Annotated in this window: 25 protein-coding genes; 8 read left to right on the plus strand and 17 right to left on the minus strand. The window is 59.2% G+C overall.

Annotated features, from left to right (window positions below; all coding sequences use genetic code 11):
• The first annotated feature begins 56 nt into the window (after positions 1-56).
• From infB to pnp, 5 genes are all read left to right on the plus strand, one after another.
• Complete coding sequence (gene infB, locus T9A_RS11340) at positions 57-2,747, plus strand: translation initiation factor IF-2 (RefSeq protein ID WP_035248413.1); 2,691 nt, start codon at positions 57-59, stop codon at positions 2,745-2,747.
• Positions 2,748-2,766: 19 nt separating this feature from the next.
• A complete protein-coding gene (gene rbfA / locus T9A_RS11345) occupies positions 2,767-3,177 on the plus strand; it encodes a 30S ribosome-binding factor RbfA (protein ID WP_035248414.1) in 411 nt (136 codons plus the stop codon).
• Between the two features lie 17 nt (positions 3,178-3,194).
• Positions 3,195-4,112, plus strand: a complete 918-nt coding sequence (gene truB, locus T9A_RS11350; RefSeq protein ID WP_035248416.1) for a tRNA pseudouridine(55) synthase TruB — start codon at positions 3,195-3,197, stop codon at positions 4,110-4,112.
• 77 nt (positions 4,113-4,189) lie between these two features.
• On the plus strand, positions 4,190-4,459 hold the full coding sequence (rpsO, locus tag T9A_RS11355; RefSeq protein WP_035248417.1) for a 30S ribosomal protein S15: 270 nt from the start codon (positions 4,190-4,192) through the stop codon (positions 4,457-4,459).
• Between the two features lie 244 nt (positions 4,460-4,703).
• Positions 4,704-6,797 carry a polyribonucleotide nucleotidyltransferase gene (gene pnp, locus T9A_RS11360; protein ID WP_035248418.1) on the plus strand — a complete coding sequence of 698 codons (2,094 nt, stop codon included), beginning with the start codon at positions 4,704-4,706 and terminating at the stop codon, positions 6,795-6,797.
• Positions 6,798-6,884: 87 nt separating this feature from the next.
• Here pnp and T9A_RS11365 read toward each other — a convergent pair whose 3' ends face one another.
• The 14 genes from T9A_RS11365 to dksA form a co-directional block, all read right to left on the minus strand.
• The gene (locus T9A_RS11365) at positions 6,885-7,196 is read right to left on the minus strand and encodes a TRL-like family protein (RefSeq protein WP_035248419.1); all 312 of its coding nucleotides are present in this window, start codon (positions 7,194-7,196) and stop codon (positions 6,885-6,887) included.
• A 216-nt stretch (positions 7,197-7,412) separates the two neighbouring features.
• Positions 7,413-9,350, minus strand: a complete 1,938-nt coding sequence (acs, locus tag T9A_RS11370; RefSeq protein ID WP_035248420.1) for an acetate--CoA ligase — start codon at positions 9,348-9,350, stop codon at positions 7,413-7,415.
• Between the two features lie 363 nt (positions 9,351-9,713).
• The gene (panD, locus tag T9A_RS11375; protein WP_035248421.1) at positions 9,714-10,094 is read right to left on the minus strand and encodes an aspartate 1-decarboxylase; all 381 of its coding nucleotides are present in this window, start codon (positions 10,092-10,094) and stop codon (positions 9,714-9,716) included.
• 88 nt (positions 10,095-10,182) lie between these two features.
• Complete coding sequence (gene panC, locus T9A_RS11380; RefSeq protein WP_035248422.1) at positions 10,183-11,040, minus strand: pantoate--beta-alanine ligase; 858 nt, start codon at positions 11,038-11,040, stop codon at positions 10,183-10,185.
• Between the two features lie 193 nt (positions 11,041-11,233).
• A complete protein-coding gene (gene panB, locus T9A_RS11385; RefSeq protein ID WP_035248423.1) occupies positions 11,234-12,022 on the minus strand; it encodes a 3-methyl-2-oxobutanoate hydroxymethyltransferase in 789 nt (262 codons plus the stop codon).
• A gap of 66 nt (positions 12,023-12,088) precedes the next feature.
• Complete coding sequence (locus T9A_RS11390) at positions 12,089-12,790, minus strand: deoxynucleoside kinase (protein WP_156964889.1); 702 nt, start codon at positions 12,788-12,790, stop codon at positions 12,089-12,091.
• Positions 12,774-13,277: a 2-amino-4-hydroxy-6-hydroxymethyldihydropteridine diphosphokinase gene (gene folK, locus T9A_RS11395; protein ID WP_035248424.1), complete on the minus strand. Its 504-nt coding sequence runs from the start codon at positions 13,275-13,277 to the stop codon at positions 12,774-12,776. The genes T9A_RS11390 and folK overlap by 17 nt, the downstream gene beginning before the upstream one ends.
• A 110-nt stretch (positions 13,278-13,387) precedes the next feature.
• Positions 13,388-14,743 carry a polynucleotide adenylyltransferase PcnB gene (pcnB, locus tag T9A_RS11400; RefSeq protein ID WP_052042891.1) on the minus strand — a complete coding sequence of 452 codons (1,356 nt, stop codon included), beginning with the start codon at positions 14,741-14,743 and terminating at the stop codon, positions 13,388-13,390.
• Positions 14,727-14,978 carry a hypothetical protein gene (locus T9A_RS17095; RefSeq protein WP_156964890.1) on the minus strand — a complete coding sequence of 84 codons (252 nt, stop codon included), beginning with the start codon at positions 14,976-14,978 and terminating at the stop codon, positions 14,727-14,729. The genes pcnB and T9A_RS17095 overlap by 17 nt, the downstream gene beginning before the upstream one ends.
• A 362-nt stretch (positions 14,979-15,340) precedes the next feature.
• A complete protein-coding gene (locus T9A_RS11405; RefSeq protein WP_035248427.1) occupies positions 15,341-16,669 on the minus strand; it encodes a sigma-54-dependent transcriptional regulator in 1,329 nt (442 codons plus the stop codon).
• Between the two features lie 36 nt (positions 16,670-16,705).
• The gene (locus T9A_RS11410) at positions 16,706-19,657 is read right to left on the minus strand and encodes a sensor histidine kinase (RefSeq protein ID WP_269530065.1); all 2,952 of its coding nucleotides are present in this window, start codon (positions 19,655-19,657) and stop codon (positions 16,706-16,708) included.
• The gene (locus tag T9A_RS17180) at positions 19,647-19,823 is read right to left on the minus strand and encodes a hypothetical protein (RefSeq protein ID WP_007149317.1); all 177 of its coding nucleotides are present in this window, start codon (positions 19,821-19,823) and stop codon (positions 19,647-19,649) included. Before T9A_RS17180 ends, T9A_RS11410 begins: the two co-directional genes overlap by 11 nt.
• Positions 19,824-20,022: 199 nt before the next feature.
• Positions 20,023-20,910, minus strand: a complete 888-nt coding sequence (gene gluQRS, locus T9A_RS11420) for a tRNA glutamyl-Q(34) synthetase GluQRS (protein WP_035248430.1) — start codon at positions 20,908-20,910, stop codon at positions 20,023-20,025.
• Positions 20,911-21,078: 168 nt separating this feature from the next.
• The gene (gene dksA / locus T9A_RS16650) at positions 21,079-21,486 is read right to left on the minus strand and encodes an RNA polymerase-binding protein DksA (protein ID WP_052042879.1); all 408 of its coding nucleotides are present in this window, start codon (positions 21,484-21,486) and stop codon (positions 21,079-21,081) included.
• A gap of 64 nt (positions 21,487-21,550) precedes the next feature.
• Between dksA and T9A_RS16655 the strand changes: the two genes are divergently transcribed.
• The 3 genes from T9A_RS16655 (at position 21,551) to sfsA (ending at position 24,332) form a co-directional block, all read left to right on the plus strand.
• A complete protein-coding gene (locus T9A_RS16655) occupies positions 21,551-22,327 on the plus strand; it encodes a hypothetical protein (protein WP_156964891.1) in 777 nt (258 codons plus the stop codon).
• Positions 22,328-22,449: 122 nt separating this feature from the next.
• Complete coding sequence (locus T9A_RS11430; protein WP_035248432.1) at positions 22,450-23,616, plus strand: aminotransferase class I/II-fold pyridoxal phosphate-dependent enzyme; 1,167 nt, start codon at positions 22,450-22,452, stop codon at positions 23,614-23,616.
• On the plus strand, positions 23,613-24,332 hold the full coding sequence (gene sfsA / locus T9A_RS11435) for a DNA/RNA nuclease SfsA (RefSeq protein ID WP_035248433.1): 720 nt from the start codon (positions 23,613-23,615) through the stop codon (positions 24,330-24,332). The genes T9A_RS11430 and sfsA overlap by 4 nt, the downstream gene beginning before the upstream one ends.
• Positions 24,333-24,558: 226 nt before the next feature.
• On the opposite strand, the gene T9A_RS11440 is transcribed toward sfsA, so the two are convergent.
• From T9A_RS11440 to T9A_RS11450, 3 genes are read right to left on the minus strand one after another with little or no spacing between them, the layout of a single operon-like run.
• Positions 24,559-25,518, minus strand: coding sequence for a serine/threonine protein kinase (locus tag T9A_RS11440; RefSeq protein ID WP_035248434.1), 960 nt, complete (start codon positions 25,516-25,518; stop codon positions 24,559-24,561).
• Positions 25,519-25,525: 7 nt separating this feature from the next.
• Positions 25,526-25,858 (minus strand): Rieske (2Fe-2S) protein, encoded by a 333-nt coding sequence (locus tag T9A_RS11445; RefSeq protein ID WP_035248437.1) that lies wholly within the window; start codon positions 25,856-25,858, stop codon positions 25,526-25,528.
• A 4-nt stretch (positions 25,859-25,862) separates the two neighbouring features.
• Entirely contained in the window at positions 25,863-26,867 is a 1,005-nt protein-coding gene (locus tag T9A_RS11450) for an adenosine kinase (protein ID WP_035248440.1), read from the minus strand.
• Between the last annotated feature and the right edge of the window lie 74 nt (positions 26,868-26,941).

Here is a 26,941-nt window from a genome sequence, read left to right on the forward strand (position 1 = left end):
ATGGCCCAGGCTATTTTCAATAGCCTGCTAGAGACGGACAGGAGAGTGTTGCTGACATGGCAGAAACGACCGTAAAGAAACTGGCCGACATCGTAGGGACTCCCGTCGAGAAGCTGCTTATGCAGATGAAAGACGCCGGATTACCCCATGGCGATGCCAGCGAAGTGGTCTCCGATGAGCAGAAGCAGCAGCTGCTGGCTCATCTGCGCAAGTCCCATGGTGCCGCGGATACCGAAGCCAAGAAGATTACCCTCAAGCGCAAGTCCACCAGCACCATCAAGACTACCGGTGCGGCGGGCAAATCGAAGACCGTAAACGTGGAAGTGCGCAAGAAGCGCACCTACGTGAAGCGCGAGACGCTTGAAGAGCAGGAACGCGAGGAAGCCGAACGCAAGGCGGCCGAAGAGGCTGCGCGTCTGGCGGAAGAAGAGCAGCGCCAGGCTGAAGAAGTTGCCAAGCGTCAGGCTGAAGAAGCGGCCAGCAAGAAAGAAGAAGACGCCAAGGCCCGTGCGGAAGCCGAGCGCAAGGCTGCAGGCGAAAAGGCGGCAGAAGAGAAGACCAAGCGTGTCTCCGTGCCGAAGACAGCGGCCGCCAAAAAGCCTGCCAAGGCAGAAACGGCTGAAGAAAAAGCCAAGCGCGAAGAAGCCGAACGCAAGCAGCGTGAAGCCGATGAAGCCAAGCGCAAACAGGAAGCCGAAACCCGCAAGAAAGCGGAAGAGGAAGCTGCTCGCCGTACCGCTGAAGAAGCTGCCCGTATCGCGGCGGAGCTGGAAAAACGTGGCGATCAGGAAGAGAAAAAGCCTGAGGAAGAGGAAGACAAAGGGTCTTCCATTGTTGTTGCCGCGCAGGAAGCCAGCTATCAGCGTGAAGAGCGCCAATCTCGCCGCCGTCGTCGCAAGCCGAAATCAGCTGGCGTGGCTCACGGCCAGATGAAGAGCTCCATGAACAAGCAGCACGGCTTTAAAACCCCGACGGAGAAGAAAATCTACGAAGTCGAAGTACCGGAAACCATTACCGTGGGCGATCTGGCCCAGCGCATGAACATCAAGGCCAAGCAATTGATCAAGGCCATGATGAAGATGGGTGAAATGGCGACGGTCAATCAGTTTATTGATCAAGAGACCGCATTCCTTCTGGTAGAAGAAATGGGTCACAAGCCCGTTGCCAGCAAAGGGCAGGAAGAAGTTCTTGAAGATCACCTGGCCGGCATGGTTGTTAACCGTGATGAGGGGGATCTGAATGATCGCGCTCCAGTGGTGACCATTATGGGCCACGTGGATCACGGCAAGACCTCCCTGCTGGATTACATCCGCAAGGCCAAGGTTGCCGACGGCGAAGCCGGTGGTATTACTCAGCATATCGGTGCCTACCATGTAGAGCACGAGAAGGGCATGATCACCTTCCTGGATACTCCGGGCCACGCAGCCTTTACGGCCATGCGTGCCCGCGGTGCCAAGGCTACGGATATCGTGGTGATCGTGGTTGCTGCTGACGATGGTGTGATGCCGCAAACCGCCGAGGCGATCGACCACGCCAAAGCGTCCGGTGCGCCGATCATCATCGCCGTGAACAAGATTGATAAAGAGCAGGCGGACCCGGATCGTGTTCGCAATGAGCTGGCCACCAAGGATGTGATCCCGGAAGAGTGGGGCGGTGAATATCAGTTCATCAACGTGTCTGCACATTCCGGGCAGGGTGTAGATGATCTGCTTGATGCCATCCTGCTGCAGTCCGAGCTGCTGGAACTGAAAGCACCGTCCACGGGCTCTGCCACTGGCGTAGTGATTGAATCGCGTATTGAAAAAGGCCGCGGTACCGTTGCTTCCATTCTGATCCAGGCGGGTCAGTTGAATATCGGTGACATGCTGCTGGCTGGCGCTCACTTCGGCCGCGTACGAGCTATGGTCGACGAGAACGGCAAGCCCATCAAAACCGCCGGTCCTTCCATCCCGGTGGAAGTACTGGGTCTGGATGGTGCCCCGGAAGCAGGTGAACAGGTGCAGGTGGTGCCCGACGAGAAGAAGGCCCGTGAAGTGGCTGAATTCCGTCAGGAGCGTGATCGCGACCTGAAACTCAAGCGTCAGCAGGCCTCCAAACTGGAGAACCTGTTTGAGAACATGGGCAGCGCAGAAACCAAGACCGTCAACATCGTCCTCAAGACCGATGTACGCGGCTCCCTGGAAGCGCTCACTGGCGCCCTGCATGATCTGGGCACCGATGAAGTGAAGGTGAACCTGGTATCTGCCGGCGTAGGTGCGATCAACGAATCCGACGTCAATCTGGCCATGACCAGTGAAGGCGTACTGCTGGGCTTCAACGTCCGTGCTGATTCGAAGGCCAAGAAACTGTGCGAACAGGAAGGCCTGGATCTGCGTTACTACAGCGTGATCTACGAACTGATCGACGACGTCAAGTCGGCCATGAGTGGTCTGCTGGCACCAGAGAAGCGCGAAGAGATCCTTGGTACCGCCCAGGTTCGCGACGTGTTCCGTTCTTCCAAGTTCGGTGCCGTTGCCGGCTGTATGGTCATCGAGGGTACCTTGTACCGCAATCGTCCGATCCGCGTGTTGCGCGATGATGTCGTGGTCTTCGAAGGCGAGCTCGAATCGCTGCGTCGCTTCAAGGACGATGTCCAGGAAGTGCGTAACGGCATGGAGTGTGGTATCGCTGTGAAGAGCTACAACGACGTGAAAGCCGGTGACAAGATCGAAGTCTTTGAAGTGAAGGAGGTGGCGCGCTTCCTGTAAGGAGCGTGCCCCGTTAGCCATGAGCCGTCATCGTCGCCCGCAGGGCTTTAACCGTACCGACCGGATTGCCGATCAGATACAGCGTGAGCTGTCGCGGTTACTGCAGTTTGAAATGAAAGACCCGCGGGTAAATCTGGCCACCATCCAGGATGTAACGGTGTCCCGGGATCTGTCCTTTGCCGACGTGTACTTCACACTGCTGGGCAAGGGCGAGGAAGAAGGCGCCGAGGCGGAGGAAGTACTGGTAAAAGCCAGTGGCTTCCTGCGCAGCAGCCTGGCTCAGAGCCTCAACACCCGCACCACCCCCAAATTGCGTTTCCATTACGACATGACCCCGGAAAGGGCGGCACATCTGTCACAGCTGATTGATGAAGCCCGCGCGGAAGACCGGGAATTGCGTCCGGACAACGACGAAACCGAAAACGATTAGTGTAGCGGAGCTGTCAGGTGGCAAAACGTCGTCCTCGTGGCCGTAACGTCAACGGCATCCTGTTGTTGGATAAAGTCGGTGGTGTCAGCAGTAATGGCGCCCTGCAAATGGTCAAGAAAATGTTTGCGGCGGCCAAGGCCGGTCACACCGGCAGCCTGGATCCGCTGGCCACCGGCATGTTGCCGATCTGTTTTGGTGAGGCCACCAAATTCAGCCAGTTCCTGCTGGAGTCGGACAAAAGCTATCGGGTCACCGCCAAGCTGGGAGTGATTACCGAAACCGGCGATGCGGACGGTGATGTGGTCAGCACCACAGCGGTGACGGCGACGCCTGCACAGATTGAAGACGCCCTGATGTCCTTCAAGGGGGATATCGAACAGGTGCCAAGCATGTATTCGGCGATCAAGCACCAGGGTGTGCCGCTTTACAAACTGGCCCGTGAAGGCAAGACCGTGGAGCGTAAACCGCGCCCGGTAACGATTTATGATCTTCGCATTTTGCGTATCGAAGGCGATGAGCTGGAATTCGAAGTGGATTGTTCCAAAGGCACCTATGTGCGTTCGCTGGTGGAAGATACCGGTGAGAAGCTGGGTTGTGGCGGCCATGTCACCGCCCTGCGCCGTCTGTCTGCCGGTCCCTATCCGGCGGAGCGCATGCTGACCCTGGAACAACTGGGCAAGATCAAGGAAACCGGCGGCTTCGAAGCAATCGACGAGCTGCTCTTGCCTTTATCCACCAGCGTGGCAGACTGGCCGCGCATTGAGCTGGGTGACAATGCTGCCTATTACCTGCAGCAGGGTCAGCCAGTGATGACCTCAGACCGTCCTGCGGACGGTTGGGTAAGTATTTACCAGGCATCCAGTGAAGAATTTCTGGGTGTCGGTGAAGTGCTGGAAGACGGGCGGATTGCCCCTCGTCGACTGGTATCGGGCTGAGACGCCCATCCACAGACGGCAGCTATAAATATGCATGGCTGACCGCGTCTTTTTATTGAGCATATTGGAGAAATAGCATGGCGTTAACCACTGAACAGAAAGCGGAAATCCTGAAAGAGCACGGCCAGAAAGAAGGCGATACCGGGTCCCCGGAAGTACAGGTTGCTCTGCTGAGTGCCAATATCAATGGCCTGCAGGACCACTTCAAGGGTCACAAGAAGGATCACCACAGCCGTCGCGGCCTGATCCGCATGGTAAACCAGCGTCGTAAGCTGCTGGACTACCTGGCCAAGAAAGACCGCACCCGTTACCTGCAGCTGATCGAAAAGCTGGGTCTGCGTCGTTAAAAGACCGCAGATCGGGTAACCACAACAGAAGCTCGGCAGTCGCCGGGCTTCTGTTGTTTCTGGCCTGTGGAAAATGGCTGGAGATCACGTTCGGAATACCGCTGGCTAAGGGCTTCGGGCGTATCTGTTGGCTAATTTACGGTTGGGCCAGGCGCCCTGGCGGGCTATGATGCCCGGGCAAAAGATGAATTGTTATCAGAGGCATGGGCCTCGAAGATTGTCGTGAAGAGAGAAGAGACGAGATATGTTCAATAAAATCACTAAACAGATTCAGTTCGGCCGTGACACGGTAACCCTGGAAACCGGGCAGATCGCCCGCCAGGCCACCGCTGCTGTCATGGTTCGTATCGGTAACACCGAAGTGCTGGTTACCGTGGTAGGCAAAAAAGAAGCGGATCCCAACAAACCCTTTTTCCCCCTGACCGTTAACTATCAGGAAAAGACCTACGCAGCCGGCCGTATCCCCGGTGGCTTTTTCAAGCGTGAAGGTCGTCCCAGCGAGAAAGAGACCCTCACTTGCCGCCTGATCGACCGCCCGATCCGCCCACTGTTTCCCAAGGGCTTCATGAATGAAGTGCAGGTAGTCGCCACGGTCATGTCTGCCGACAAGAATCAGGATCCGGATATCGCTGCCCTGATCGGCACCTCCGCCGCCCTGTCTATTTCCGGCATTCCTTTCGGTGGCCCCATCGGCGCTGCCCGCGTTGGTTTCAAGGATGGCATGTATATCCTCAACCCCAGCCGCAGCGAACTGGAAGAATCCGCCCTGGATCTGGTGGTTGCCGGTACCGAGCCTGCGGTGTTGATGGTGGAATCCGAAGCCAAAGAACTGTCCGAAGACCAGATGCTGGGCGCTGTCCTGTTCGGTCACATGGAAATGCAGCCGGTTATTCAGGGCATCAAGGAATTTGCTGCCGAAGTGGGCACCCCCACCTGGGAGTGGCAGCCCGCTACCGAGAACACCGAGCTGAAAAACGCCATCAAGGAAAAATTTGAAGGTGCGCTGGGCGAAGCCTATACCATCACCGAGAAGATGGCCCGTTACGCCAAAGTGGGCGAGCTGCGTGATGCCTGTGTGGAAGCGTTTGCCACCGGCGAAGAAGGCGCTCCGGAAGCCGGCGAAGTGAAAGAGCTGTTCGGCAAGGTCGAGAAATCCGTGGTGCGTGAAGCGGTAGTGTCCGGCAAGCCGCGTATCGACGGCCGTGCTCTTGATGCAGTACGTGCCATCGAATGTGAAGTCGGCGTGCTGGCCAAGACCCACGGTTCTGCCTTGTTCACCCGTGGTGAAACCCAGGCCATCGTTACCGCCACCCTGGGCGGCATGCGCGATGCCCAGTTCATCGACGCACTGGAAGGGTCCCGCCAGGATCACTTCATGCTGCAGTACAACTTCCCTCCCTACTGTGTGGGCGAAACCGGCATGATCGGCTCTCCCAAGCGTCGCGAGATCGGTCACGGCCGTCTGGCCCGCCGTGGTGTGGAAGCGGTAGTGCCTGACGAGAAGGCTTTCCCGTACTCCATCCGCGTGGTGTCCGAGATTACCGAATCCAACGGTTCCTCCTCCATGGCGTCCGTATGTGGCACTTCCATGGCGCTGATGGATGCAGGTGTTCCCCTGACCGCGCCGGTGGCGGGTATTGCCATGGGTCTGGTGAAGGAAGAAGACGGCCGCTTCGCGGTACTGTCCGATATCCTCGGTGACGAAGATCACCTGGGCGACATGGACTTCAAGGTGGCCGGTACTGCCCGTGGCGTAACCGCCCTGCAGATGGACATCAAAATCGAAGGCATCACCGAAGAGATCATGGAGAAGGCGCTGGAACAGGCCAATGCCGGCCGTATCCACATCCTCGGTGAAATGGCCAAGGCGATTGGTGAATCCCGCACCCAGGTATCTGACAATGCGCCGACCCTGCTGACCCTGAAGATCAATCCGGACAAGATCCGTGACGTGATCGGTAAAGGCGGCGCCACCATCCGTGCGCTGACCGACGAAACCGGTTGCACCATTGATCTGGAAGACGATGGCAGCGTGAAGATCTACGGTGAAACCCGCGAGAAGGCAGAAGAAGCCGTGCGTCGTGTGGAAGAAATCACTGCCGAAGCGGAAGTGGGCGCCATCTACGAAGGCAAGGTCACCAAGGTGGTGGATTTCGGTGCTTTCGTCGCGATCATGCCCGGTACTGAAGGCCTGCTGCACATCTCCCAGATCGCTGAAGAGCGGGTGGAGAAGGTGTCTGACTACGTCAATGAGGGCGACCTGATCAAGGTGAAGGTCCTCGACGTGGATCAGCGTGGCCGTATCAAGCTGTCCATGAAGGAAGCGAAGGAAGACTAAGCTTTTCTTTCTCAGCTCCACAAAAAAGGCCGGCATTTGCCGGCCTTTTTTGTGTCTGAATACCGGGTTTCGCCGGCAATGGCAGACTTAGTCACCACATACGGTGGTGGTGGTCTCGCCGTACAGGCCGAGAATGTTGGTGAAATGAACATCCACGGTACCGACACGGGTGATACCGGCGTTCTGCTTGGCCTTGGCGGTGGAGGCATCGCCGGTGGCCAGAAAGCCCAGATAGTTCTGCATGGTGGCGGAGCCTTCCTTGGTACAGGCGACAGCATTGTCGCGTACGTCTACTGGGGCGGCCATGTCGCTGTAGATCAGGCCGGGGGAGTAGGGGGTCTGACAACCTGTCAGGAAAAGGGAGCCGGAAACGGCGGCAAGCGCAAACAGATTTTTCATTTTTTCTCCTTGGTTTTCAATATATTGATCGCATGTGAAAGGATGCCTTGTGACAGAGATATGTCTGTAGGCTAAGTCAGGCTTTACTTGTAGGAGATCGCTTACAATTGCTACATGGAAATGTTCTGATGCTAGGGCTTGGATGCTCAGACAAAGGAATAAAGGATATGAACCCCCAAGACAGCTGCGGGCTGCCTTGGGGGGGAGCGGGCCGGTTTAGTTATTGACTCGGGTGTCGATTAACTGGTCCACCACCGCCGGGTCGGCCAGGGTGGAGGTGTCGCCCAGGCTGTCCAGCTCGTTGGCGGCGATCTTACGCAGAATGCGGCGCATGATCTTGCCGGAGCGGGTCTTGGGCAGGCCGGGGGCGAAATGGATCAGATCCGGTTTGGCGATGGGCCCGATTTCCTGTGTCACCATGTCGCGCAGTTCCTGCACCAGCTCATCGCTGCCTTCCTTGCCGGCCATTAGTGATACATAGGCATAAATACCCTGGCCCTTCACGTCGTGCTGGTAGCCGACTACGGCGGCTTCAGAAATGCTGGTGTGCAGTACCAGGGCGGATTCGATTTCGGCAGTGCCCAGGCGGTGGCCGGATACGTTGAGCACGTCGTCCACCCGGCCGGTGATCCAGTAATAGCCGTCTTCATCACGGCGGGCGCCGTCACCGGTGAAGTAGTAGCCCTTGTATGCGCTGAAATAGGTATCGATCAGCCGTTGATGGTCGCCATAGACGGTACGGATCTGGCTGGGCCAGCTGGCCTTGATGGCCAGATTGCCGGAGGTGGCGCCATCCAGTTCGTTACCTTCCGGGTCCATCAGTACCGGCTGTACGCCGAACATGGGCAGGGTGGCGGAACCGGCTTTCAGGTCCACCGCACCCGGTAGCGGTGCAATCATGATGGCGCCGGTTTCGGTCTGCCACCAGGTGTCGACGATAGGGCAGCGGGACTCGCCCACCACCTTGTAGTACCACTCCCAGGCTTCCGGGTTGATCGGTTCGCCCACCGTGCCCAGCAGCTTCAGGCTGGCCCGTGAGGTCTTTGTGACCGGCTCATCGCCCAGCCCCATCAGGGCGCGGATGGCGGTGGGGGCGGTATAGAAGATGTTGACCTTGTGCTTGTCCACCACCTGCCAGCAGCGAGAGGCATCCGGGTAGGTGGGCACGCCTTCGAACATCAGCGTGGTGGCGCCGTTGGCCAGCGGCCCATAGACAATGTAGCTGTGCCCGGTGATCCAGCCCACATCGGCGGTGCACCAGTAGATGTCACCCTCGTGGTAGTCGAACACATATTTATGGGTCAGTGCGGTGTTGAGCAGATAGCCGGCGGTGGTGTGTACCACGCCCTTGGGTTTACCGGTGGAGCCGGAGGTGTACAGGGTGAACAGCGGGTCTTCCGCGTCGACCCATTCCGGTTCGCAGTCGCTGGACGCTTCCGCCATGGCCTCGTGGTACCAGACATCCCGGTCCGCCTGCCAGTCGATATCACCGCCGGTACGTTGAACCGTCAGGCAGGTATGCACGCTATCGGTACTGGCCATGGCCTTGTCTGCATTGACCTTCAGGGGGATGGCTTTACCACCACGGACCCCTTCGTCGGCAGTAATGACGGCACAGGCGCCGGCGTCCTGAATGCGATCTTTCAATGCTTCCGGCGAGAAACCGCCGAACACCACGGAGTGAATGGCGCCGATGCGGGCGCAGGCCAGCATGGCGTAGGCCGCTTCCGGGATCATCGGCATGTAGATCACCACGCGATCCCCTTTCTTGACGCCACGGCTTTTCAGTACGTTACCGAACTTGCTCACTTCCTCGAACAGTTGCTGGTAGGAAATGTGTTTGTCCTGATCCGGTTCGTCGCCTTCCCAGATAATGGCAGTCTGATTGGCACGCTCGGGGAGGTGGCGATCCACGCAGTTGTAGCAGACATTGAGGGTAGCACCCTGGAACCAGGTGGCACGGCCTTCGTTGAAGTCCCAGTCGCTGACGGTGTCCCAGGGAGTTTTCCAGTCCAGGAATTCCCGGGCCCGGTCGGCCCAGAAGGTATCCGGGTCATTGATGGACTGTTCGTACCATTTTTCGTAGGTATCGCGGTCCATCAGGGTCTGGGCTTTGAAGTCTGCGGGAACAGGGTGAATGTGGGTCTTGGACATCGGGGCCTCCTTGGGATACTGCCAGTGGGGAGCGCCCGTGGGGCTCCCGGCTTTCCCTTGATTATTGTGTGACGCTCCCTGGCTGGCTATTCAACCATGGTCGAAGGGGGGAGCGGTTTGTTGGCATCAAGAGTAAACAATGTGTTGCTGAATGGCCAAGGGAGGAGGCAGTTAATAGTGAATAGTTAACATTGAATAGTTGCGCGGATGAAGTTTGCGGTTATTGAGGTGCAGATGGACGCGAATGGGTTTGAGTGCTGCCGCTGTAAAAGCTTGCCTGCAAGCGATAGGTCTAGCCGCTGAGCGGACAAAAAAACGCCGGCAAAAGCCGGCGTTTCAGGAATTCCTTTTCGGATTTCGGTATCAGGCAACCTGTACCGGAATCGCGTTGCTGGTGCCCTTTACTTCGTTGCCTTCTGCCATATAGATCAGGCTGGGCTTGAAGTTCACCAGTTCGGCGCTGGAATAGCTGGCGTAGGCGCAGATAATCACCCGGTGGCCGGGCTGGGCTTTATGCGCAGCGGCACCGTTGACGGAGATGATCTTGGAACCGGCTTCGCCACGAATGGCGTAGGTTTCAAAGCGCTCACCGTTATCGATGTTATAGATCTGGATCTGTTCGTATTCCAGGATACCCGCCATGTCCATCAGGTCACCATCAATGGCACAGGAGCCTTCGTACTCAAGCTCTGCGTGGGTTACCCGAGCCTGATGGAGTTTTGCTTTCAGCATGGTGCACTGCATCTTGGTTACCTCTTGCGCTACCCGAAGCCTGCGGATACACGGTGTTACGACCAAGCAGGCGCTTCAAGGGGCCGGAAGTATGCATGAATCACCGGTCACGCACAACGGCCAGACTGACATTGTCTATCAATCGTGTATTGCCCAGTTTGGCGGCCACAGCGACCACCAGATCGGTGTCGTCTGCGCTGGCGGGGGCTAGGCTGCGGGCGTTGGCCACGGTCAGGTAGTCCACCTGAAAACCGGCCTGTTCGAGGCTGTCACGGTAGCGGCTTTGCAGGCCCTGATAGTCCTGCTCACCGGCTTCGATATCCGCTTTCAGCTGTTGCAGTGCCTGATAGAGTTGCGGCGCAAGTGTGCGCTCACTTTCGTCGAGAAAACCATTGCGCGAACTGCGTGCCAGACCGTCACTCTCCCGGCTGGTGGAGGCGCCGACGATCTTGATCGGGAACAGCAGTTCTTCGCTCATGCGACGAAGAATGGCCAGTTGCTGGAAGTCCTTTTCGCCGAACACGGCCACATCCGGCTGTACGATATTGAACAGTTTGGATACCACCGTGGTCACGCCACGGAAGTGACCTTCCCGGCTGGCGCCGCACAGATGGTCGCCAAGGCCATCAACATCCACCCAGGTCTGGTTCTGGCCCAACGGATACATCTCGTCCACGGAGGGGGCGAATAACAGATCGGTGCCCGCATCCACCAGGGCGGCGGCATCCGCGTCCAGGGTGCGCGGGTAGCGATCAAAATCCTCGTTGGGGCCAAACTGGGTCGGGTTGACGAAAATGGACACCACCACCACGTCGCAACGAGCCCGCGCCTCCTTGATCAGGCTGATATGACCGTCATGAAGATTGCCCATGGTGGGTACGAAACCGACGGACAGGCCTTTCTGGTGCCAGCCACGCACATATTCACGAACCTGGGAGACGGTATGGACGGTTTGCATCAGGAATCCTCGGGTTGGAGGCCAAGTTTCAAGTGACAAGTTGAAAGTTTCAAGGCGCGAACGGGGCTATTGCCAATCGAAACACGCTGGAGCCGCGCCGCCACCTCAAAAGCCGATGCGGCGCGGCTCGGGCGTTGTCGTGTAGCCCAGTCACTAATCCGCGCTTTGCAACTTGGAACTTGACACTTGCAACTCAGAAACAGTGCTCGTCGGCAGGAAAGCTGCCGTCTTTCACGGCCAGGTCATAGGCCTTGAAGGCAGCGCGGATGTCGCCGGTTTCTGCCATGAAATCCTTGACGAAGCGGGCCGGTTTGCCGGGGCTGATGCCGAGCATGTCGTGCATCACCAATACCTGGGCGTCGCATTCCGGGGCCGCACCGATGCCGATGACCGGCACGCTGACTTCCCGGGTAATGCGGGCGCTGAGTTCCCGGGGTACGCACTCCAGCAGCAGCATGGCGGCGCCGGCCTGATCCAGGGTTTTGGCCGCTTCCAGCAACTCGCTGGCGCCGGCATCATCTTTGCCCTGCACGCGGTAGCCGCCGAGGGCATTGACTGCCTGGGGTGTGAGGCCCAGATGGGCGCAGACCGGGATGCCATTGCGGTTGAGAATCTCGATGCTGTCTGCCAGCCAGGCGCTGCCTTCCAGTTTGACCATGTTTGCCCCGGCCTGCATTAACGCGGTGGCGGTCTCCAGTGCACGCTCAACGGTGGCGGCGCCCATGAAGGGGACGTCGGCAATAATCAGACTGCCCTGATTGCCCCTGGCCACGCATTCGGTGTGGTAGGCCATCTGCTCCAGGGTCACCGGCACGGTGCTGGTCTGCCCCTGGATTACGTTCCCCAGGGAGTCGCCCACCAGGATGGCGTCCACGCCGGCATCGGAGATCAGCCGGGAAAAACAGGCATCGTAGGCAGTGAGCACGGAAAACTTCTCACCGTCCTGTTTGCGTTTATGCAGGGTGCGGATGGTGACTGACATGGGAAACCTCCCGGGGACATTCAGGGGCGAGCTCGAAGCGTACAGCTAGAAGCCCATAGCGAGTTTTCAGCCGACCAGCGGCCGGGGGTTAAAATAGTGGCGCCCGGAACGGATGTCCAGCAACTCGCTGACCAGTTGCTGGTAGTCCTGGTCGTGATTGACCAGATCGATTTCTGCGGCATTGACGATCAGCAGTGGTGCGCGGTCGTAGAAATGGAAGAATTCCGTGTAGGCATTGCTGAGCCGGTCCAGGTAATCGCTCTGGATGCCTTGCTCGAAATCGTTGCCGCGGCGGCTGATACGCTGACGTAGCACCTGGGCAGGAGCCTGTAGGTAGATCACCAGATCAGGCTGTGGGGCGTCCAGCGTCAGGTGGTCATCCACATTGCGGTATAACTCGAATTCATCTTCGTCCAGGGTGACCTGGGCAAACAGGCGGTTCTTGTCGATCAGAAAGTCGGCAATGCGCGGCCCGGCGAACAGGTCCTGCTGCTGAATCTGGCGTAGCTGGTCGGCGCGCTGAAACAGGAAAAACAGCTCTGTCTGCAGGGCATAACGGGCCGGGTCCTGGTAGAAGCGGGTGAGGAAAGGATTGTCATCAGCCTTCTCCAGCAGCAGATCGTAGCCGAAGGTCATGGCGAGACGTTTCGCCAGGCTGGTCTTGCCAGCACCAATGGGGCCCTCAACAGCAATAAAGCGCGGCAGGGTGCGCGCCTGTCGGCGTTGCTCAATGCGTTCGGTTATTGTCTTGTCATTCGATGAGTGCATTTCGATCCAGCTCTGCCAGCGGTGAAATCGGTTGATCAGCTACCTGCCCCAGAAAGCTACTCAGTGCGGTGCCATCCGGCAAGAGGGCGTGGGGGCAAATTTCCAGTAGTGGCAGCAGCACAAAGGCCCGCCGGGTCATTTGCGGGTGAGGAACCTGCAAGTCATCGCTATCGATGGCGCGGTTACCAACCAGCAGGATATCCAGATCGAGGGTGCGTTCGCCCCAATGGCGCAGGCGCAAGCGGCCTGCTGCCAGTTCCAGGGCCTGCAGGGTGTGGAGCAGGGAGTGGGGCGCGAGGGCGGTGTCGATTTCGGCAACCGCATTGACATAGTCAGGCTGATCCTGAGGGCCCACCGGAGCACTGGTGTAGAGCCGGGAGTGTTGGCGCAGGGTGATGCCAGGCAGATGTTGCAGCGCCCGCAACGCGGAGATAAGCCGTTGCGAGGGGTGGTCCAGATTGCTGCCAAGGCCGATCAATGCCTGCATGGGGCTCTCTGTTCTGATCAGGGGAATGACACGTTACAAGTTTCGAGAAGCGAAAATCAAAAACCGGGTTTGCCCTTCGAGACTCGCTCCTTGTCACTCGGCGCTTCTTGTCAGCCTTCCGCTGCCGGTTTCTTGCGCCGGCGCCGGCGTCGCTTGTTGCCGCCACCGCCGGGCTGGTTGCCCAGCTCGCTGATCATCTGGCGGCGGCCCTGCTCATCCTGTTCCTGATAGCGAGTCCACCAGTCGCCGAGCCCGGGTTTGATCTCTTCTGCCTGTTCACGCAGTAACAGGAAATCGTAGGCGGCGCGGAAGCGAGGGTGCTCCATCATGGCGTCAGCACGCTTGCCGGCACGCTTGTCCAGGCGAAGCTGCAGCTCCCACATTTCACGCATCACGGTGGAGAAGCGGCGGGGAATCGCGGTGTGTTTGATCTGGGTGTTGAGGGCGCGAGTGGCGCTCTTGTGCAGGGCCTGGGCCGGCGGCAGGCCGCTGGACAGGTAATGGCCCATGCGTTCCTGAATGATCGGCCACAGTAGTACCGCGTAGATAAAGGCGGGAGTGACCGGTTTGCCATCGGCCAGTCGCTTGTCGGTGTTATCCATGGCGGCCAGCAGCATGGCTTCCCATATCTGGCCTTTTTCTCCCTCCAGGGCCTGCTGGGTTTCCGGGAACAGGAAGCGGAACAGGCCAAGGCTCTGCAACTGTTCATAGGAATCCCGGGCATGGCCACTGAGGAACAGCTTGAGCACTTCATCAAACAGGCGGGCGGAGGGGACCTGCAACAGCAGCTCCGCCAGGTCGGGAATCGGGTCGCCGGTGGCGGGATCGATATGGAACCCCAGCTTGGCGGCGAAGCGGGCAGCGCGCAGCATGCGCACCGGGTCTTCGCGGAAGCGGGTTTCCGGGTCGCCGATCAGGTGAATGACCTGCTCGTCGATGTCATCCAGACTGCCGACGAAATCATGCAGGGTGAAATCGGCAATGTTGTAGTACAGCGCGTTAATGGTGAAATCCCGGCGCAGGGCATCTTCCTCGATACTGCCCCAGGTGTTGTCGCGCAGTACCATGCCGGTTTCTTCGTGGGCGTGGTGCTGGTCGCGGTCCGGGTTGTCCTCCCGATTCATGGCGCGGAAGGTGGAGACTTCAATGACTTCGCGGCCAAAGCGCACATGCACGATCTGGAAGCGGCGACCAATGATGCGGCTACGCTTGAACAGGCGATTGACCTGTTCCGGCGTGGCATTGGTGCTCACATCGAAATCCTTGGGCTCGCGACCACAGAGAATATCCCGCAGGCAGCCGCCTACCAGGTAGGCTTCAAAGCCCGCCTTGTGCAGGCCATAAAGGACATCCAGCGCAGCGCGGGACACCTGTTTGCGGGAAATGGGATGTTGGTCGCGGGGAATGACTCGCGGTTCGAACGTTCTGCGGTTTTTTAGGGAACCCTTCTTAAACCAGCCAGTCATACGTTCCAGGAACTTGCAGGGCATGCGTCAGTATTAGCCTCAAAGGTGTGCAATAAAGCGGCGATAGTAGCACTTTTTCTGGTTCATTGAGATACTGGCCGACGTTGGCCTGGCCCAGAAAGTAAAAAGGAGCCACAACCGAAGTTGTGACTCCCATATTTTGCGCTGATTCTGTTGTTATTATTGTTTGTGTTGTTTTCTGCCTTGTCGCTGCAATCATCAGTTGCAGCAGCATTGCATCGGCTCGTGAAATTATTCTTCTTCTTTCTTGTTGTTATTGTTGAGCCTGTTACGCCGCTGTTTTTATTGTTTGCTGGCGTGGGATTCATAGTGCCCGTCCCACCGGGGCAATGCAACAAAGAGTGAATTTCTTTTAAAACAATTAGTTAAGAGGAAAACCTAAAAAGAGCGTAAATAGTTTCCAGGAATGTGTAACCCTGGTGTTACCTGTCTGTGTAGCGCGGTAACACTTGTTGCTGCCTGCGGTCTTTTGCCGGGGAATAGGGGGTGTTTCTCTCCTGCCAAGGTCAGAAGTTTTTTACATAGTCTGGAGCAAAAGCCCGTCTCGCCGGTCGTGCAGCAATGACAGGCGGGGTGTTAGCGGCGACTACCGGCTTTTTTGCGGGGAATTCCCAGTCGCTGGCGGCGCTCCCACAGGCTCTTGCGGCTGATGCCCAGTTTCTGGGCCAGTTCGGTCTCGGTCATGCTGTCCTGGTTTTCCATCACGAAGCGGGTGAAGTAATCCTCCAGGGACAGATCTTCGCTGGGATCCAAGCTGGCGCGGCTTACCCGCTGGGGCGTTCGGTTGGGATTCAGGCCCAGCTGTGACGGGCCGATGCCATCTTCCTCGGTGAGAATAATGGCCCGCTCAATCACGTTTTCCAGTTCGCGCACATTGCCGGGCCAGCTATAGCCGACCATGGCCTGCCAGGCGGCGTCGGTGAAATAGAGGTCGTGTCGGTTGAGCTTCTCGCAGCCGCGGGCAAGCAGGGCGTTGGCCAGACTTTGCAGATCGTCCTGACGGTCGCGCAGGGGGGGCAGGGTCAGCTCCATGACATTGAGCCGGTAGTACAGATCCTGACGGAAATGACCTTCTGCCACTCGCCCGGGTAAATCCAGCTGGCTGCTGGCAAGAATGCGCACGTCAACCTTGCGCGGCGACAGGGAACCCTGGCGGTGGATTTCGTGGTGGGTGAGCAGGGTCAGCAGGCGGCTCTGTACGTCGCTATTCAGCTCGCCCACTTCGTCGAGAAACAGGGTGCCACCATCGGCTTCCTCGATACGCCCGGCGCTGTCTTCATCGCCGAACAGTTCTGTCAGCTGCAGGTTTTTCGGCAGGGCGGCGCACTGCACCGAGATCAGCGGGCCGCCGGCCCGCTCACTTTGTTCGTGCAGGGCACGGGCGGTGAGTTCCTTGCCGGTACCGGATTCGCCCATGATCAAGACTGGTGTATTGGTAGGGCCTACCCGGTGGATACGATGCTTGAGCTCCTGCATGGCATCACTGTCGCCGATCATGTTGTGTACCGGGTAGCTGCGTTCCATATCCCGGCGCAGAGCGCGATTGCCCCTGTTCAGTCGACCTTCCTTGAGCACCCGCTCCACGGCCAGCAGCATTTCATCGTGATCGAACGGTTTGGGGATATAGTCCACCGCGCCCTGGCGCATGGCGTCTACTGCGGAGCGCAGGCTGGCATAGCTGGTCATGATCAGCACCGGGGTGGCGCCGGCACTGTCTATCAGGGCGGTGCCGGGCTCGCCGGGCAGGCGCAGGTCGCTGATGATGAGATCAAACTGATTGAGGTGTTGTTCCCGGGCCTGCTCCACGGAGTCGGCTTCTGCCACGGAGTGCTCGTGGCGTACCAGCAGTTTGCGCAGGGCGCCGCGAATCACCGGTTCATCTTCAACAATCAGGATGTGACTCATGTATGGCTCTTACTGTCTGTCGAGTTGAGCAGGATACTACGTTTGCGTCTCTTCCGCCGAAGCTTGCCGGTGCACGGGCAGGCTGACCACAAAGCGGGTGCCGCCGTCTTCGCTCAGGGGGCTTTCTACCCGAATGCTGCCCTGATGCTCTTCGATAATACTGTACACCAGAGCCAGGCCAAGACCGGTGCCGCGGCCCGGTGGCTTGCTGGTGACGAAGGGTTCGAACAGCGCGTCGCGCAAGGTATCCGGGATGCCGTGGCCCTGATCTTCCAACAGGATATCGAGGAAGTCACCGCGCGGTTCACAGTGCACTGTGACCGGCTGCTGGTGTTCGCTGGCATCGGCGGCGTTACCAAGCAGGTTGATGAACACCTGGAGCAAACGCTGCGGATCGCCCTTGACCCAGTAGCTGGCCGGGCAGTGATTCTCGAACGGTTGCTGGCGGTGATCCGGGTCCAGCAGCAGCAATGAGATGGCTTCGTCCACGGTATCGCACAGGTTCACCGGTACCTGCTCGCTGAGCTTGATACCGCCGGAATGACTGAAGGTTACCAGGGATTCCACGATACGAGTGATACGCCGGGTTTGTTCCAGAATCTGGTCGCAGGCTTCCTGTTGTTCCTCCGGGTCACTGTCTTCATCGAGATTCTGGGTCAGGCAGGCAATGGCCGTGACCGGGTTGCCAATTTCGTGGGCCACCCCGGCGGCCAGTCGGCCGATGGAGGCCAGCCGCTCGTTATGGGCCAGGTGCGCTTCCATGTGGCGCAGTTCGGTAATGTCCTCGATCACCAGTACCTGGCCACCAGCCTGCTCGGCAGTGCCGGCGCCCATCACCTCGGACTTGTGCAGACTCAGCCAGCGCGTCTGGTTTTCCACTTCCAGTGACTGCTGGGGCTGATGGGCGTTGTCGTCGTGGCTGAAGCGGGTAAAGAAGTCGCCCCAGGGCGGATCCAGGTCTGCCAGACGCGAGCCGATAGTGTCTTCAGCGGTAATGCCGGTGAGGCTTTCCATGGCCCGGTTCCAGCCGATGATTTCCCGGTCGGCGCCCAGGGAAATGACCCCCATGGGCAGTTCCAGCAGGGTCTGACGATGGAAGCGTCGCAGGCCATCCAGTTCCGCCGCCAGCCCGGACAGACGATCCCGGTACTGTTCCAGACGGGATTCGATGAACTGGATGTCTTCGCTGGAGTGTTGCTCTTCCTCCGGCAGGTAAGGCAGGTGATCGTCGATCAGTTGGTGGGACACCGAGGGACCGAGCAGGCCCGACAGATTGGTTTCCAGCTGGTCGCGCAGTCGCCGCAGGGCATAGGGTCGGGTTTCCGTGCGCGGCAGGTGCAGATCCCGCAGGGACATTTCCACTTCCCGGGTGGCGGTGATCGGCCCCAGCGGCTGGCTCATGGCATCAATGAAATCGTCCACGCTCTTCGCTTCCAGTTCCCAGCGATAGGGGCGGCGGAGGCTGTCCACGGCGCAGGCTTCGGCGGCGTTTTTTTCTGACCGAGACATGGGGGTGACAATGGACACGATGGCATAGACCAGCGCATTGGCAGTGACCGAGGCGATAGCCACGTTGTGCCATTGGCTGGCGCCAGTCTGGAAGCGCATGCCCAGCAGCTCCATCAGCGGCTGGAACTGCCAGTTCGGGTAGGCGATGGGTACCAGCAGCAGCATTACCCAGAGGATAAAGCCGACCAGCAGCCCGGCGAACAGGCCGTTGCGGTTGCCAGATGGCCAGAACAGGGCGCCGATCAGCCCGGGAACAAATTGCAGGGTGGCCACAAAGGTGAGTACGCCCAGTTCTACCAGGGTGTGTTCGGTGCCGGAAAAACGATAGAACAGGTAGGCGAGAGCCAGGATGGCGGCAATCAGTATGCGCCGGGTCCAGAGAAGATTGCGATACAGGTTTTGGCCTTGCAGCGGGCTGGCGGGCAGTACCAGATGATTCAGACACATGCCGGACAGGGCCAGGGTGGCCACGATGAGCATGCCACTGGCCCCGGCAAGCCCGGCGATATAGCCAAGCACCGCGCCGTGGCCACCGGTAATCATGCCGATGCCCAAGGCGTAATAATCTGGCGGGGTGGGGGCATTACCGGCAGCGGCGGCCCAAAGGATGACCGGTACGCACAGTGCCATCAGCAGGAACATCAACGGCAGGGCCCAGCTGGCGGTGATCAGGGCGCGCGGGTTCATGTTCTCGGTAAAGGCCATATAGAACATGTGTGGCAACACTACGGCCGAGACAAAGAACGCCATGATCATGGAATGCCAGGTGCCGTCCTGCAGGGGATAGTAGAGCCGCGCCAGCATTTCCGGATGGTCATCCAGCCAGGCATTCAGGCTTGAAGGTCCATCGAACACACCGTAAAGGCCGAGCAATGCCACCGCCCCGAAGGCCAGCAACTTGATCAGTGATTCCATGGCGATGGCCATCACCAGCCCTTCGTGCTTTTCCCGGGCGGTGGTATGGCGGGCGCCGAACAGGATGGCGAAAATTACCATCATCAGGCAGAACCCGGCGGCCAGATCGCGGGGGTCGGCGGTGCCACTGAGTATCTGGATCGACTCGGCCACGGCCTTCAGCTGCAGGGCCAGCAGGGGCAGTACCCCGATCAGCATGATGATGGTGGTCATGGCACCAGCCAGCCGGCTGCGGTAACGGAAGGCAAACAGGTCGGCCAGCGAGCTGAGCTGATAGGTGGTGGTCAGTCTGAGGATAGGTGCCAGCAGAATGGGGGCGAGCAGAAAGACCCCGGAAATCCCCAGAAAATAGGACAGGAAGTTGTAGCCGTACTGGTAGGCGTAGCCCACCGACCCGTACACCGCCCAGGCACTGGCGTAGACGCCCAGCGACAACACGTAGACCGCCGGATGACGTACCCAGTGAGCGGGCAGCCAGCCACGCTCGGTAATCCAGGCCACCGCAAACAGAAACAGCAGGTAGCAACCGGCAATCAGGATCAGATCGCTGACACTATAGACCATCGACATCCTTGCTCTTGGCAATCCAGTAGCTCAGGGCGATCAGGCCCAGCCAGATCAGATAGGGGCGATACCAGGCGCGCCCACCTTCGCTCCACCAGTCGATGATGGCGGGGGAAAGCAGGTAGGTGCCGAGAATAAAGATGATCAGCAGTCGGTCGGTATACATAGGTGGTTTAACCCCTCCGGGCCGATGAGCATACGCCAGGGGGTGAGGCGTGTAAAAGCGGGGACAGCGGCAAGCTACAAGTTTCAAGCTGCAAGGCACGGGATGTGTATTGGTGTTCTGGTCGGTTGTCTCCGCGCTTATACCGTTAAGCGCGGGGACAGCATTTGTTGCGGGGCTTTCCTGATTCGCGGTGCAGCTTTCAGCTTGTAGCGTGCAGCTCCTCTGGAAGTGGCTGCTGACGTCCCGCTGGCCAGTGGTGAGCAGGGTAGTGCGTCGTGCCCCATGCCAATAGCACTGCCGGGCTTTCGCCTTGTAAATCTGAGGGTGGCTGCAGGCCCAGGCAGTGGAGGGCGGCGGTGAGTAGCTGGCTGGCACGAGCGGGGTCGAGGGCTTCGCTGCCTGCGGATTTGGACAGCTTCAGGTTCCGGCCATCGGTGACCACCGGTAGATGCGCATACTCAGGCACAGGCCTGCCCAGGCATTCCAGCAGCCAGCGCTGGCGCAGGGTGGAATCGAGAAGGTCGGCTCCCCGCAACACATGGGTAATGTTTTCATCCGCATCGTCCAGGGCGCAGGCTAGTTGATACCCGAACAGGCCGTCGCGACGACGAATGACAAAGGCGCCACCGTCACGGTGCAGGTTGTTGGTGATGGCCCCCTGAATGCCATCCTGGTAGCTCAGCTCCCGGTCGGGAACCTGCAAGCGGATGGCGGTATCGTTGGCAGCGGGCACAGCGGCGCTGATGCCGGGGTGGTTATGATTCAGGGTGGCCAGCTGTTTGCGGGTCAGGCGGCAGTGAAAGGCATGGCCGCTGTCGAGCAGGGAGTCCACCGCTTGCTGATAGGCGGATTGCCGCTGACTCTGGTAGTGCACTGTGCCATCCCAATGCAGCCCGAAGGTGTCCAGCTGACGCAGGATGATATCGGCGGCGCCGGGCATTTCCCGGGGTGGATCCAGATCATCCACTCGCACCAGCCATTCCCCGCCCGCATGGCGCGCTTCCAGCCAACTGGCCAGCGCGGCTACCAGCGACCCGAAATGCAGGGGCCCTGAGGGGGTGGGGGCGAAACGTCCGCGATAGTTCATAAGGCAATTAATAGTGAATAGTTAATAATTAATAGCTGCGCGGGTGGATGTTGAGGATGTTGAAACGCAGGAGGCCGCGCAAAAGTGATTGGCGCGGCCTCCTGGCTGGCAGAAACAGCAGCCCGCTACCGCGAGCTATTAATTATTCATTATTAATTATTCTCTGCCTTACCCGGCCAGCTGCTTTTCCTTGATCTCCGCCAGTTCCTTGCAGTCGATGCACAGGTCGGCGGTGGGGCGGGCTTCCAGGCGGCGGATGCCGATTTCGATGCCGCAGGCTTCGCAGAAGCCGTAATCATCCTTGTCTACCAGATCCAGGGTCTTCTCGATCTTCTTCAGCAGCTTGCGTTCGCGGTCGCGGGTACGCAGCTCCAGGGCAAACTCTTCTTCCTGGGTGGCGCGGTCTGCCGGGTCGGGCAGATTGGCCTGTTCGTCCTGCAGATGGTGCATGGTGCGATCCGCTTCTTCCATCAACTCCTGGCGCCAGGCCAGCAGAATCTGGCGGAAGTGTTCGCGTTGCTTCTCGTTCATGTACTCCTCGTTCTTGGCTGGCATGTAGGGCTTGAAGCCGTGCATTTGAGCCTGCGAGGCGGATGAGGCGGTTTTCTTTTTCACGTTTGCTTTTACCTGAGCAGAAGAGGTGGATCGGCTCGGCGAAGTCCCTTTGCCGGCAGTCGCGCTCCGTGCGTTACCGGTATTCGATGCGTCTCTGGCAGCGGCCCGGGCCGCTGCCGATGCCTTCCCGGAGGTAGGCAGTTTTGTTCTGGGTGCAGCGGGTGCTGCTTTTTTGGCTGCCGTTTTTTTGGCAGCGGGTTTGCTGGCCTTCGCCGGCTTGGCGCTGGCAGCAGTGGATTGGGCCTTGCTGGCGGTGGGTTTTGCCGCCGGCGTGCTGGCCGCTTTTTTGGCGGCGGGTTTACTGGCTGGTGCCTTTGCTGCGGTTTTTTTGACCGGAGCTTTCGTTGCGGTGGCTTTCTTTGCAGCGGGTTTCGCTGCGGGTTTTGCGGTGACAGCTTTTTTCGCCGGTGCCGTTTTTTTGGCGACCGCTTTTTTGGGAGTGGTTTTTTTCACAGAGGCCTTCTTGGCCGGCGCCTTTTTAGCGGCAGGCTTGGTGGCGGTTTTTTTTACGGCAGCTTTTTTGGCTGCGGTTTTGGCTGGGGCCTTTTTGGCCGCAGGCTTTGCAGTCACCTTTTTCGCCGCTGCTTTCTTGGCCGGAGCCTTCTTCACGGCAGCCTTCTTGGCTGGCGCCTTGCGGGCAGCGGTCGATGTAGTGGCTTTCTTGCTGCTGGAAGCAGACCCGGTAGTTTGTTTTTTAGCCGCCTTTTTCGGGGCTTTCTTTTTGCCGGTGGCCATTTTGAGTAACTCCCTTAGCATCTTCTCGACTCTCTATCCTGTCCCACTATCCCTGGGGCCCGCTTGATATCACCAGGCACGGGCGTAATGTAATCTTTTGACCTTACCCCGTCAGGGTAAGTCTTGTCACCAGTTGGTGAAAATCTGGCCGATTATAGCCATGCCACCCTTATAGGAAAGAGGAATCTTGTGATAACGCTGTCGCACTTCGCCGAACAGATCCCACCCTTCCATGTTATGGCGCTGTTGGAGCGGGCTCAGCAACTGGCTGCTCAGGGGCACGATGTGATTCATCTGGAAGTGGGCGAGCCGGATTTTGAAACCCCGGCGCCGGTGCTGGAAGCCATCGCTGCCGCCACCCGTGACCGGGGGACCGGCTACACGCCAGCGGCAGGGTTGCCTGCTTTGCGCCAGGCGATTGCCGATGATTATCGGGAGCGGTTTGCCGCTAACGTGTCACCGGCGCAGATCGTGGTGACGCCAGGCGCTTCGGGGGCGCTGCAATTGGCGCTGGCGGCTCTGATCAATCCCGGTGACGGCGTATTACTGAGCGATCCGGGCTACCCCTGTAATCGCCAGTTCGTGAATCTGGTGGGCGGTAAACCGCAGCCGCTGGTATTAAAGGCAGACAATCACTTCACCCTGACGGCCAGTGAGCTGCTGGGGGCCTGGCAGCCGGATACCCGCCTGGCCATGGTGGCCAGCCCGGATAATCCCACCGGCAATATGCTGTCACTGGACACCCTGCAGGCCATGGCTGAGGGGGCGGTGCAGCAAGGTGGTCTGCTGCTGGTGGACGAAATCTATCAGGGCCTCTGTTATCGCGGGCCGGCGCAATCGGTGTTGTCGCGAACCGATCAGGTGCTGGTGATCAACAGCTTCAGTAAATATTTCTGCATGACCGGTTGGCGGCTGGGCTGGCTGGTGGCGCCGGAGCCGTTGGTGCCGGCCATTGAGCGGCTGGCACAGAATCTGTTTCTGGCGCCCTCCACCCCGGCGCAATACGGAGCGCTTGCCGCTCTGCAGGAGCCTTCCCTGACGATCCTGGAGCAGCGCCATCAGCTGTTTGCCCGCCGCCGCCAGTGTCTGCTCAATGGGCTTGCCCATCTGAAGTTGCCGGTGGTGTCCAAGGCTGACGGCGCTTTCTATGTCTATGTGGATGTGAGCGACTGGACCAACGACAGCTTTGCTTTCTGTGCAGACCTGCTGGAAAAGGAAAAGGTGGCCATGACGCCGGGTCTGGATTTCGGTGATGGCCATGATCACCATCGCTATGTTCGCCTGGCCTATACCTGTGCCGAGTCCCGTCTTGTTGATGCCCTGCACCGGTTGGGCCACTACCTGGAGTCCCTGTGAAGTTTTCTCCTCCCCTGGAAACGGTCACGCTACTGCGACGCTACAAGCGGTTTATGGCTGATGTAGTGCGCGCCGATGGCACTGAAATGACAGTGCACTGCGCCAACACAGGCTCCATGAAAAACTGCGTACTCGGTGAGCCCCAGCAGGCGCTGATTTCCGACAGTGGTAATCCCAAGCGCAAATATCGCCATACCCTGGAGGCGCTGCAGGTGGGCCATGGCCACTGGGCCGGGGTCAATACCAGCCGGCCCAATGCGCTGGTGGAAGAGGCGGTCCGCGCCGGCCGTGTTGACGCACTGAGCCCCGGCACCGGCGTGGAACGGGAAGTGAAATACGGTGACAGCCGTTTTGATCTGGCCCTGGGCGAGCGCAGCGATCCGCACACCTTTATCGAGGTGAAAAACGTCACCCTGGGGCCGGGGCCCGATGACACCGATGATGGCATGATTGCCTTTCCGGATTCCGTCACCGTGCGCGGCCAGAAACATCTGCTGACGCTGATGGACGTGGTGGCATCCGGAAAGCGGGCGGTACTGTTTTTCTGTGTGCAGCACAGTGGCGCGACCGCTGCCCGGCCAGCGGATGAGATTGATGCCCGTTACGGGGAACTGCTGCGTGAAGCCGTGCAGAAGGGGGTAGAAGTGCTGGCATGGAAGGTGGCGATATCCGCCGATGGTTTCGAACTGGAAAAACCCTTGCCGATTCGGATGTAGGAGTTCCTCTCGAGGGACGAACCACGCGTTAGCGTGGGAAACGCCTCAGAGGCTCCCAAGCCATTAACGCCGTTGCTGTCGTGATCGGGTAGCCCCTGCCTCGCCTTTTCCCTCGCCTGGGCTCGGGTTCGTCCCTCGAGAGGAACTCCTACAGCGGCGTTGTAGAAAGCACGGTGCAAGCCCTATCGCGCCGCGAGCGACGCGCCTACAGAAAGTCGCTGTTCCTCTACAGTGGGGCCTGCAAGCTGCGCAGTTGCTGCTGCAATAACTCCACCTGTATCCGCCAGTAGTTCATCGATTCAAACCAGGGAAAGGCGGGCGGAAAGGCAGGGTCATCCCAGCGTTTGGCCAGCCAGGCGTCGTAGCAGATGATGCGGCGTGTGCGTAATGGCTCGATCAGGGAAACCTGCTGCCAGGGGAAGGGCAGAAAGGTGTCATAACCGCTGGCGAGGACGCGTAGCTGATGTTGTTGTTCGTCCTGTTCGCCGGACAGCAGCATCCAGAGATCCTGCATGGCTGGCGCGCGCAGGCTGTCGTCCAGATCCACAAAATGCGGTTTGTCATCGCGCCACAGGATGTTGCCGGTATGGCAGTCGCCATGCACATTGAGCAGCGGGAAATCCACATCGCGCAGGCGTTGTTCGATGGCTTCCAGCAGTTGGCCCGAGACATCCCGATACTGGCTGCGGTAATTCAGATCTACCACGTCATTGATCAGAAAGGTGCTGGCGGCACGAATATCGGCGACCGGGTCCATGGTGTGGCGGAGCTGATAGGGGCGGTCGCTGCCGCAGGCATGCCAGCGTGCCAGGGTGCGGCCCAGCTGTTCCAGGTGGTTGTCGTTGTCCAGTTCCGGCGCATGGCCGCCGGCTCTGCGGAACACCGCAAAGGCAAAGCCGTCGCAGTGGAACAGGGTGGTGCCGTTCTTTTCGATGGGGGCAACCACCGGCAGGTCCCGCTCCACCAGAAACAGGCTGAAGGCGTGCTCTTCCAGAATCTGTTCGTCGCTCCAGCGCTGCGGGCGGTAGAACTTGACGATTACCGGCGGGCCGTCTTCCTGGCCCACCTGGTATACCCGGTTCTCGAAGCTGTTCAGTTGCAGCAGGCGACCGTCGCTGAGGAAGCCGGCGGCGTCCACGGCGTCGAGCATGTAGTCCGGGGTGAGGTCATCAAAGGGATGGCTCATAAGCGGCTCAGGCCGGCACCTCGACCTGACCGAGCCACACTTCATCGCCGCGCACTTCCAGTGGTACCGGAATCAGCTTGTCGCCGCTGCAGGGGCCGGACAGGCAGTCGCCAGTATCAATCTCGAAGAGGGCGCCGTGGTTGGCGCACATGATGAACTGGTTGTCGCTGTCCATGAACTGGTCGGGCATGAAGTTCAGCTCGATGCCCAGATGCGGGCACCAGTTGATGAAGGCGCGGACCAGGCCGTCGTGTTTCACCACGACCACCGGCTGGCCGTCTTTCTGGAATTCCCGGGCGCTGTCGTCCGGGATGTCGGTCAGGTTGCAAACGTGTTCCATGGAATCAATTACCTAAAATGTCTTGGCGAATCTGCTGGTGGGTGTCGGCGCTCAGGCGCGGCCCGAATTCGGTGACCAGACGGGCGGCGGCAGCGGCAGCGAGCTTGCCGGCAGACGCAAAATCGTGGCCATGGGTAATGGCGTACAGGAAGGCGCCGGCAAACATGTCGCCGGCGCCGTTACTGTCGATGGCCTTGACCGGCAAGGGAGCAATGCTGTGGGTCTGCTCACCATCCCATACCAGCGCGCCTTCGGCGCCCAGGGTGATGACGGCGGAACGGCATACGGTCTTGAGCTTTTCCAGCGCCGCTTCCGGGCTGTCGGTATCGGTATAGCTGGTGGCTTCGGCATCGTTGCAGAACAGCAGGTCCACGCCGTCGCCCAGCATGTCGGACAGGCCGTCCTTGAAGAACTGCACCATGGCCGGGTCAGAGAAAGTCAGTGAGGTTTTCACGCCATGCTTCTCGGCCAGCTGGCGCAGTTTGATGGCCGCCGCCCGGGAGCTGTCACCGCTGACCAGATAACCCTCCAGGTACACATAGTGGCTGGCGGCGATGGCGGCTTCGTCCAGCTCCGCCTCGGAAACCTGACTGGAAATACCCAGATAGGTATTCATGGTGCGTTCCGCATCCGGCGTCAGCATGACCAGACATTTGCCGGAAATGCCGCTGTCGCGGCTGCCGTTCATGTTGGTATCGACGCCGGCGGCGGTCAGATCGTTGACAAAGATGTCGCCGGTGGCGTCGTCCGCTACCTTGCAGGCGTAGTAGCTGTTGCCACCGAAGTAGCGGGTGGCGACCACGGTGTTGCAGGCAGAACCGCCGCTGGTTTGTTTATGAGGCTCGGCTTCGTCGGCCAGAGCAGCGATCAGCTCCGCCTGACGGGCTTCGTCCACCAGGGTCATCAGGCCCTTGCCTACCTCCATGCGCTCAAGGAAGGCGTCGCTGACCTCGATTTCTGTATCCACCAGGGCGTTGCCGAGGGCATAAACGTCGTATTTTTTCGTCATGGAGGCTCCGTCTTTCGGTTCGGATAAGCAAGGGCGGCTATTATGGGCGCCCCGGGTCAGGTTGCAAAATTTAC

The organism is Alcanivorax jadensis T9 (assembly GCF_000756655.1).
Lineage (GTDB): Bacteria > Pseudomonadota > Gammaproteobacteria > Pseudomonadales > Alcanivoracaceae > Alcanivorax > Alcanivorax jadensis.

Coding starts and splice junctions, on each gene's coding strand:
- infB (WP_035248413.1), top strand. CDS start 57: ATGGCAGAAACGACCGTAAAGAAACTGGCCGACATCGTAGGGACTCCC.
- rbfA (WP_035248414.1), top strand. CDS start 2,767: ATGAGCCGTCATCGTCGCCCGCAGGGCTTTAACCGTACCGACCGGATT.
- rpsO (WP_035248417.1), top strand. CDS start 4,190: ATGGCGTTAACCACTGAACAGAAAGCGGAAATCCTGAAAGAGCACGGC.
- pnp (WP_035248418.1), top strand. CDS start 4,704: ATGTTCAATAAAATCACTAAACAGATTCAGTTCGGCCGTGACACGGTA.
- T9A_RS11365 (WP_035248419.1), bottom strand. CDS start 7,196: ATGAAAAATCTGTTTGCGCTTGCCGCCGTTTCCGGCTCCCTTTTCCTG.
- acs (WP_035248420.1), bottom strand. CDS start 9,350: ATGTCCAAGACCCACATTCACCCTGTTCCCGCAGACTTCAAAGCCCAG.
- panD (WP_035248421.1), bottom strand. CDS start 10,094: ATGCAGTGCACCATGCTGAAAGCAAAACTCCATCAGGCTCGGGTAACC.
- panC (WP_035248422.1), bottom strand. CDS start 11,040: ATGCAAACCGTCCATACCGTCTCCCAGGTTCGTGAATATGTGCGTGGC.
- panB (WP_035248423.1), bottom strand. CDS start 12,022: ATGTCAGTCACCATCCGCACCCTGCATAAACGCAAACAGGACGGTGAG.
- T9A_RS11390 (WP_156964889.1), bottom strand. CDS start 12,790: ATGCACTCATCGAATGACAAGACAATAACCGAACGCATTGAGCAACGC.
- folK (WP_035248424.1), bottom strand. CDS start 13,277: ATGCAGGCATTGATCGGCCTTGGCAGCAATCTGGACCACCCCTCGCAA.
- pcnB (WP_052042891.1), bottom strand. CDS start 14,743: ATGACTGGCTGGTTTAAGAAGGGTTCCCTAAAAAACCGCAGAACGTTC.
- T9A_RS17095 (WP_156964890.1), bottom strand. CDS start 14,978: ATGCTGCTGCAACTGATGATTGCAGCGACAAGGCAGAAAACAACACAA.
- T9A_RS11405 (WP_035248427.1), bottom strand. CDS start 16,669: ATGAGTCACATCCTGATTGTTGAAGATGAACCGGTGATTCGCGGCGCC.
- T9A_RS11410 (WP_269530065.1), bottom strand. CDS start 19,657: ATGGTCTATAGTGTCAGCGATCTGATCCTGATTGCCGGTTGCTACCTG.
- T9A_RS17180 (WP_007149317.1), bottom strand. CDS start 19,823: ATGTATACCGACCGACTGCTGATCATCTTTATTCTCGGCACCTACCTG.
- gluQRS (WP_035248430.1), bottom strand. CDS start 20,910: ATGAACTATCGCGGACGTTTCGCCCCCACCCCCTCAGGGCCCCTGCAT.
- dksA (WP_052042879.1), bottom strand. CDS start 21,486: ATGCACGGCTTCAAGCCCTACATGCCAGCCAAGAACGAGGAGTACATG.
- T9A_RS11440 (WP_035248434.1), bottom strand. CDS start 25,518: ATGAGCCATCCCTTTGATGACCTCACCCCGGACTACATGCTCGACGCC.
- T9A_RS11445 (WP_035248437.1), bottom strand. CDS start 25,858: ATGGAACACGTTTGCAACCTGACCGACATCCCGGACGACAGCGCCCGG.
- T9A_RS11450 (WP_035248440.1), bottom strand. CDS start 26,867: ATGACGAAAAAATACGACGTTTATGCCCTCGGCAACGCCCTGGTGGAT.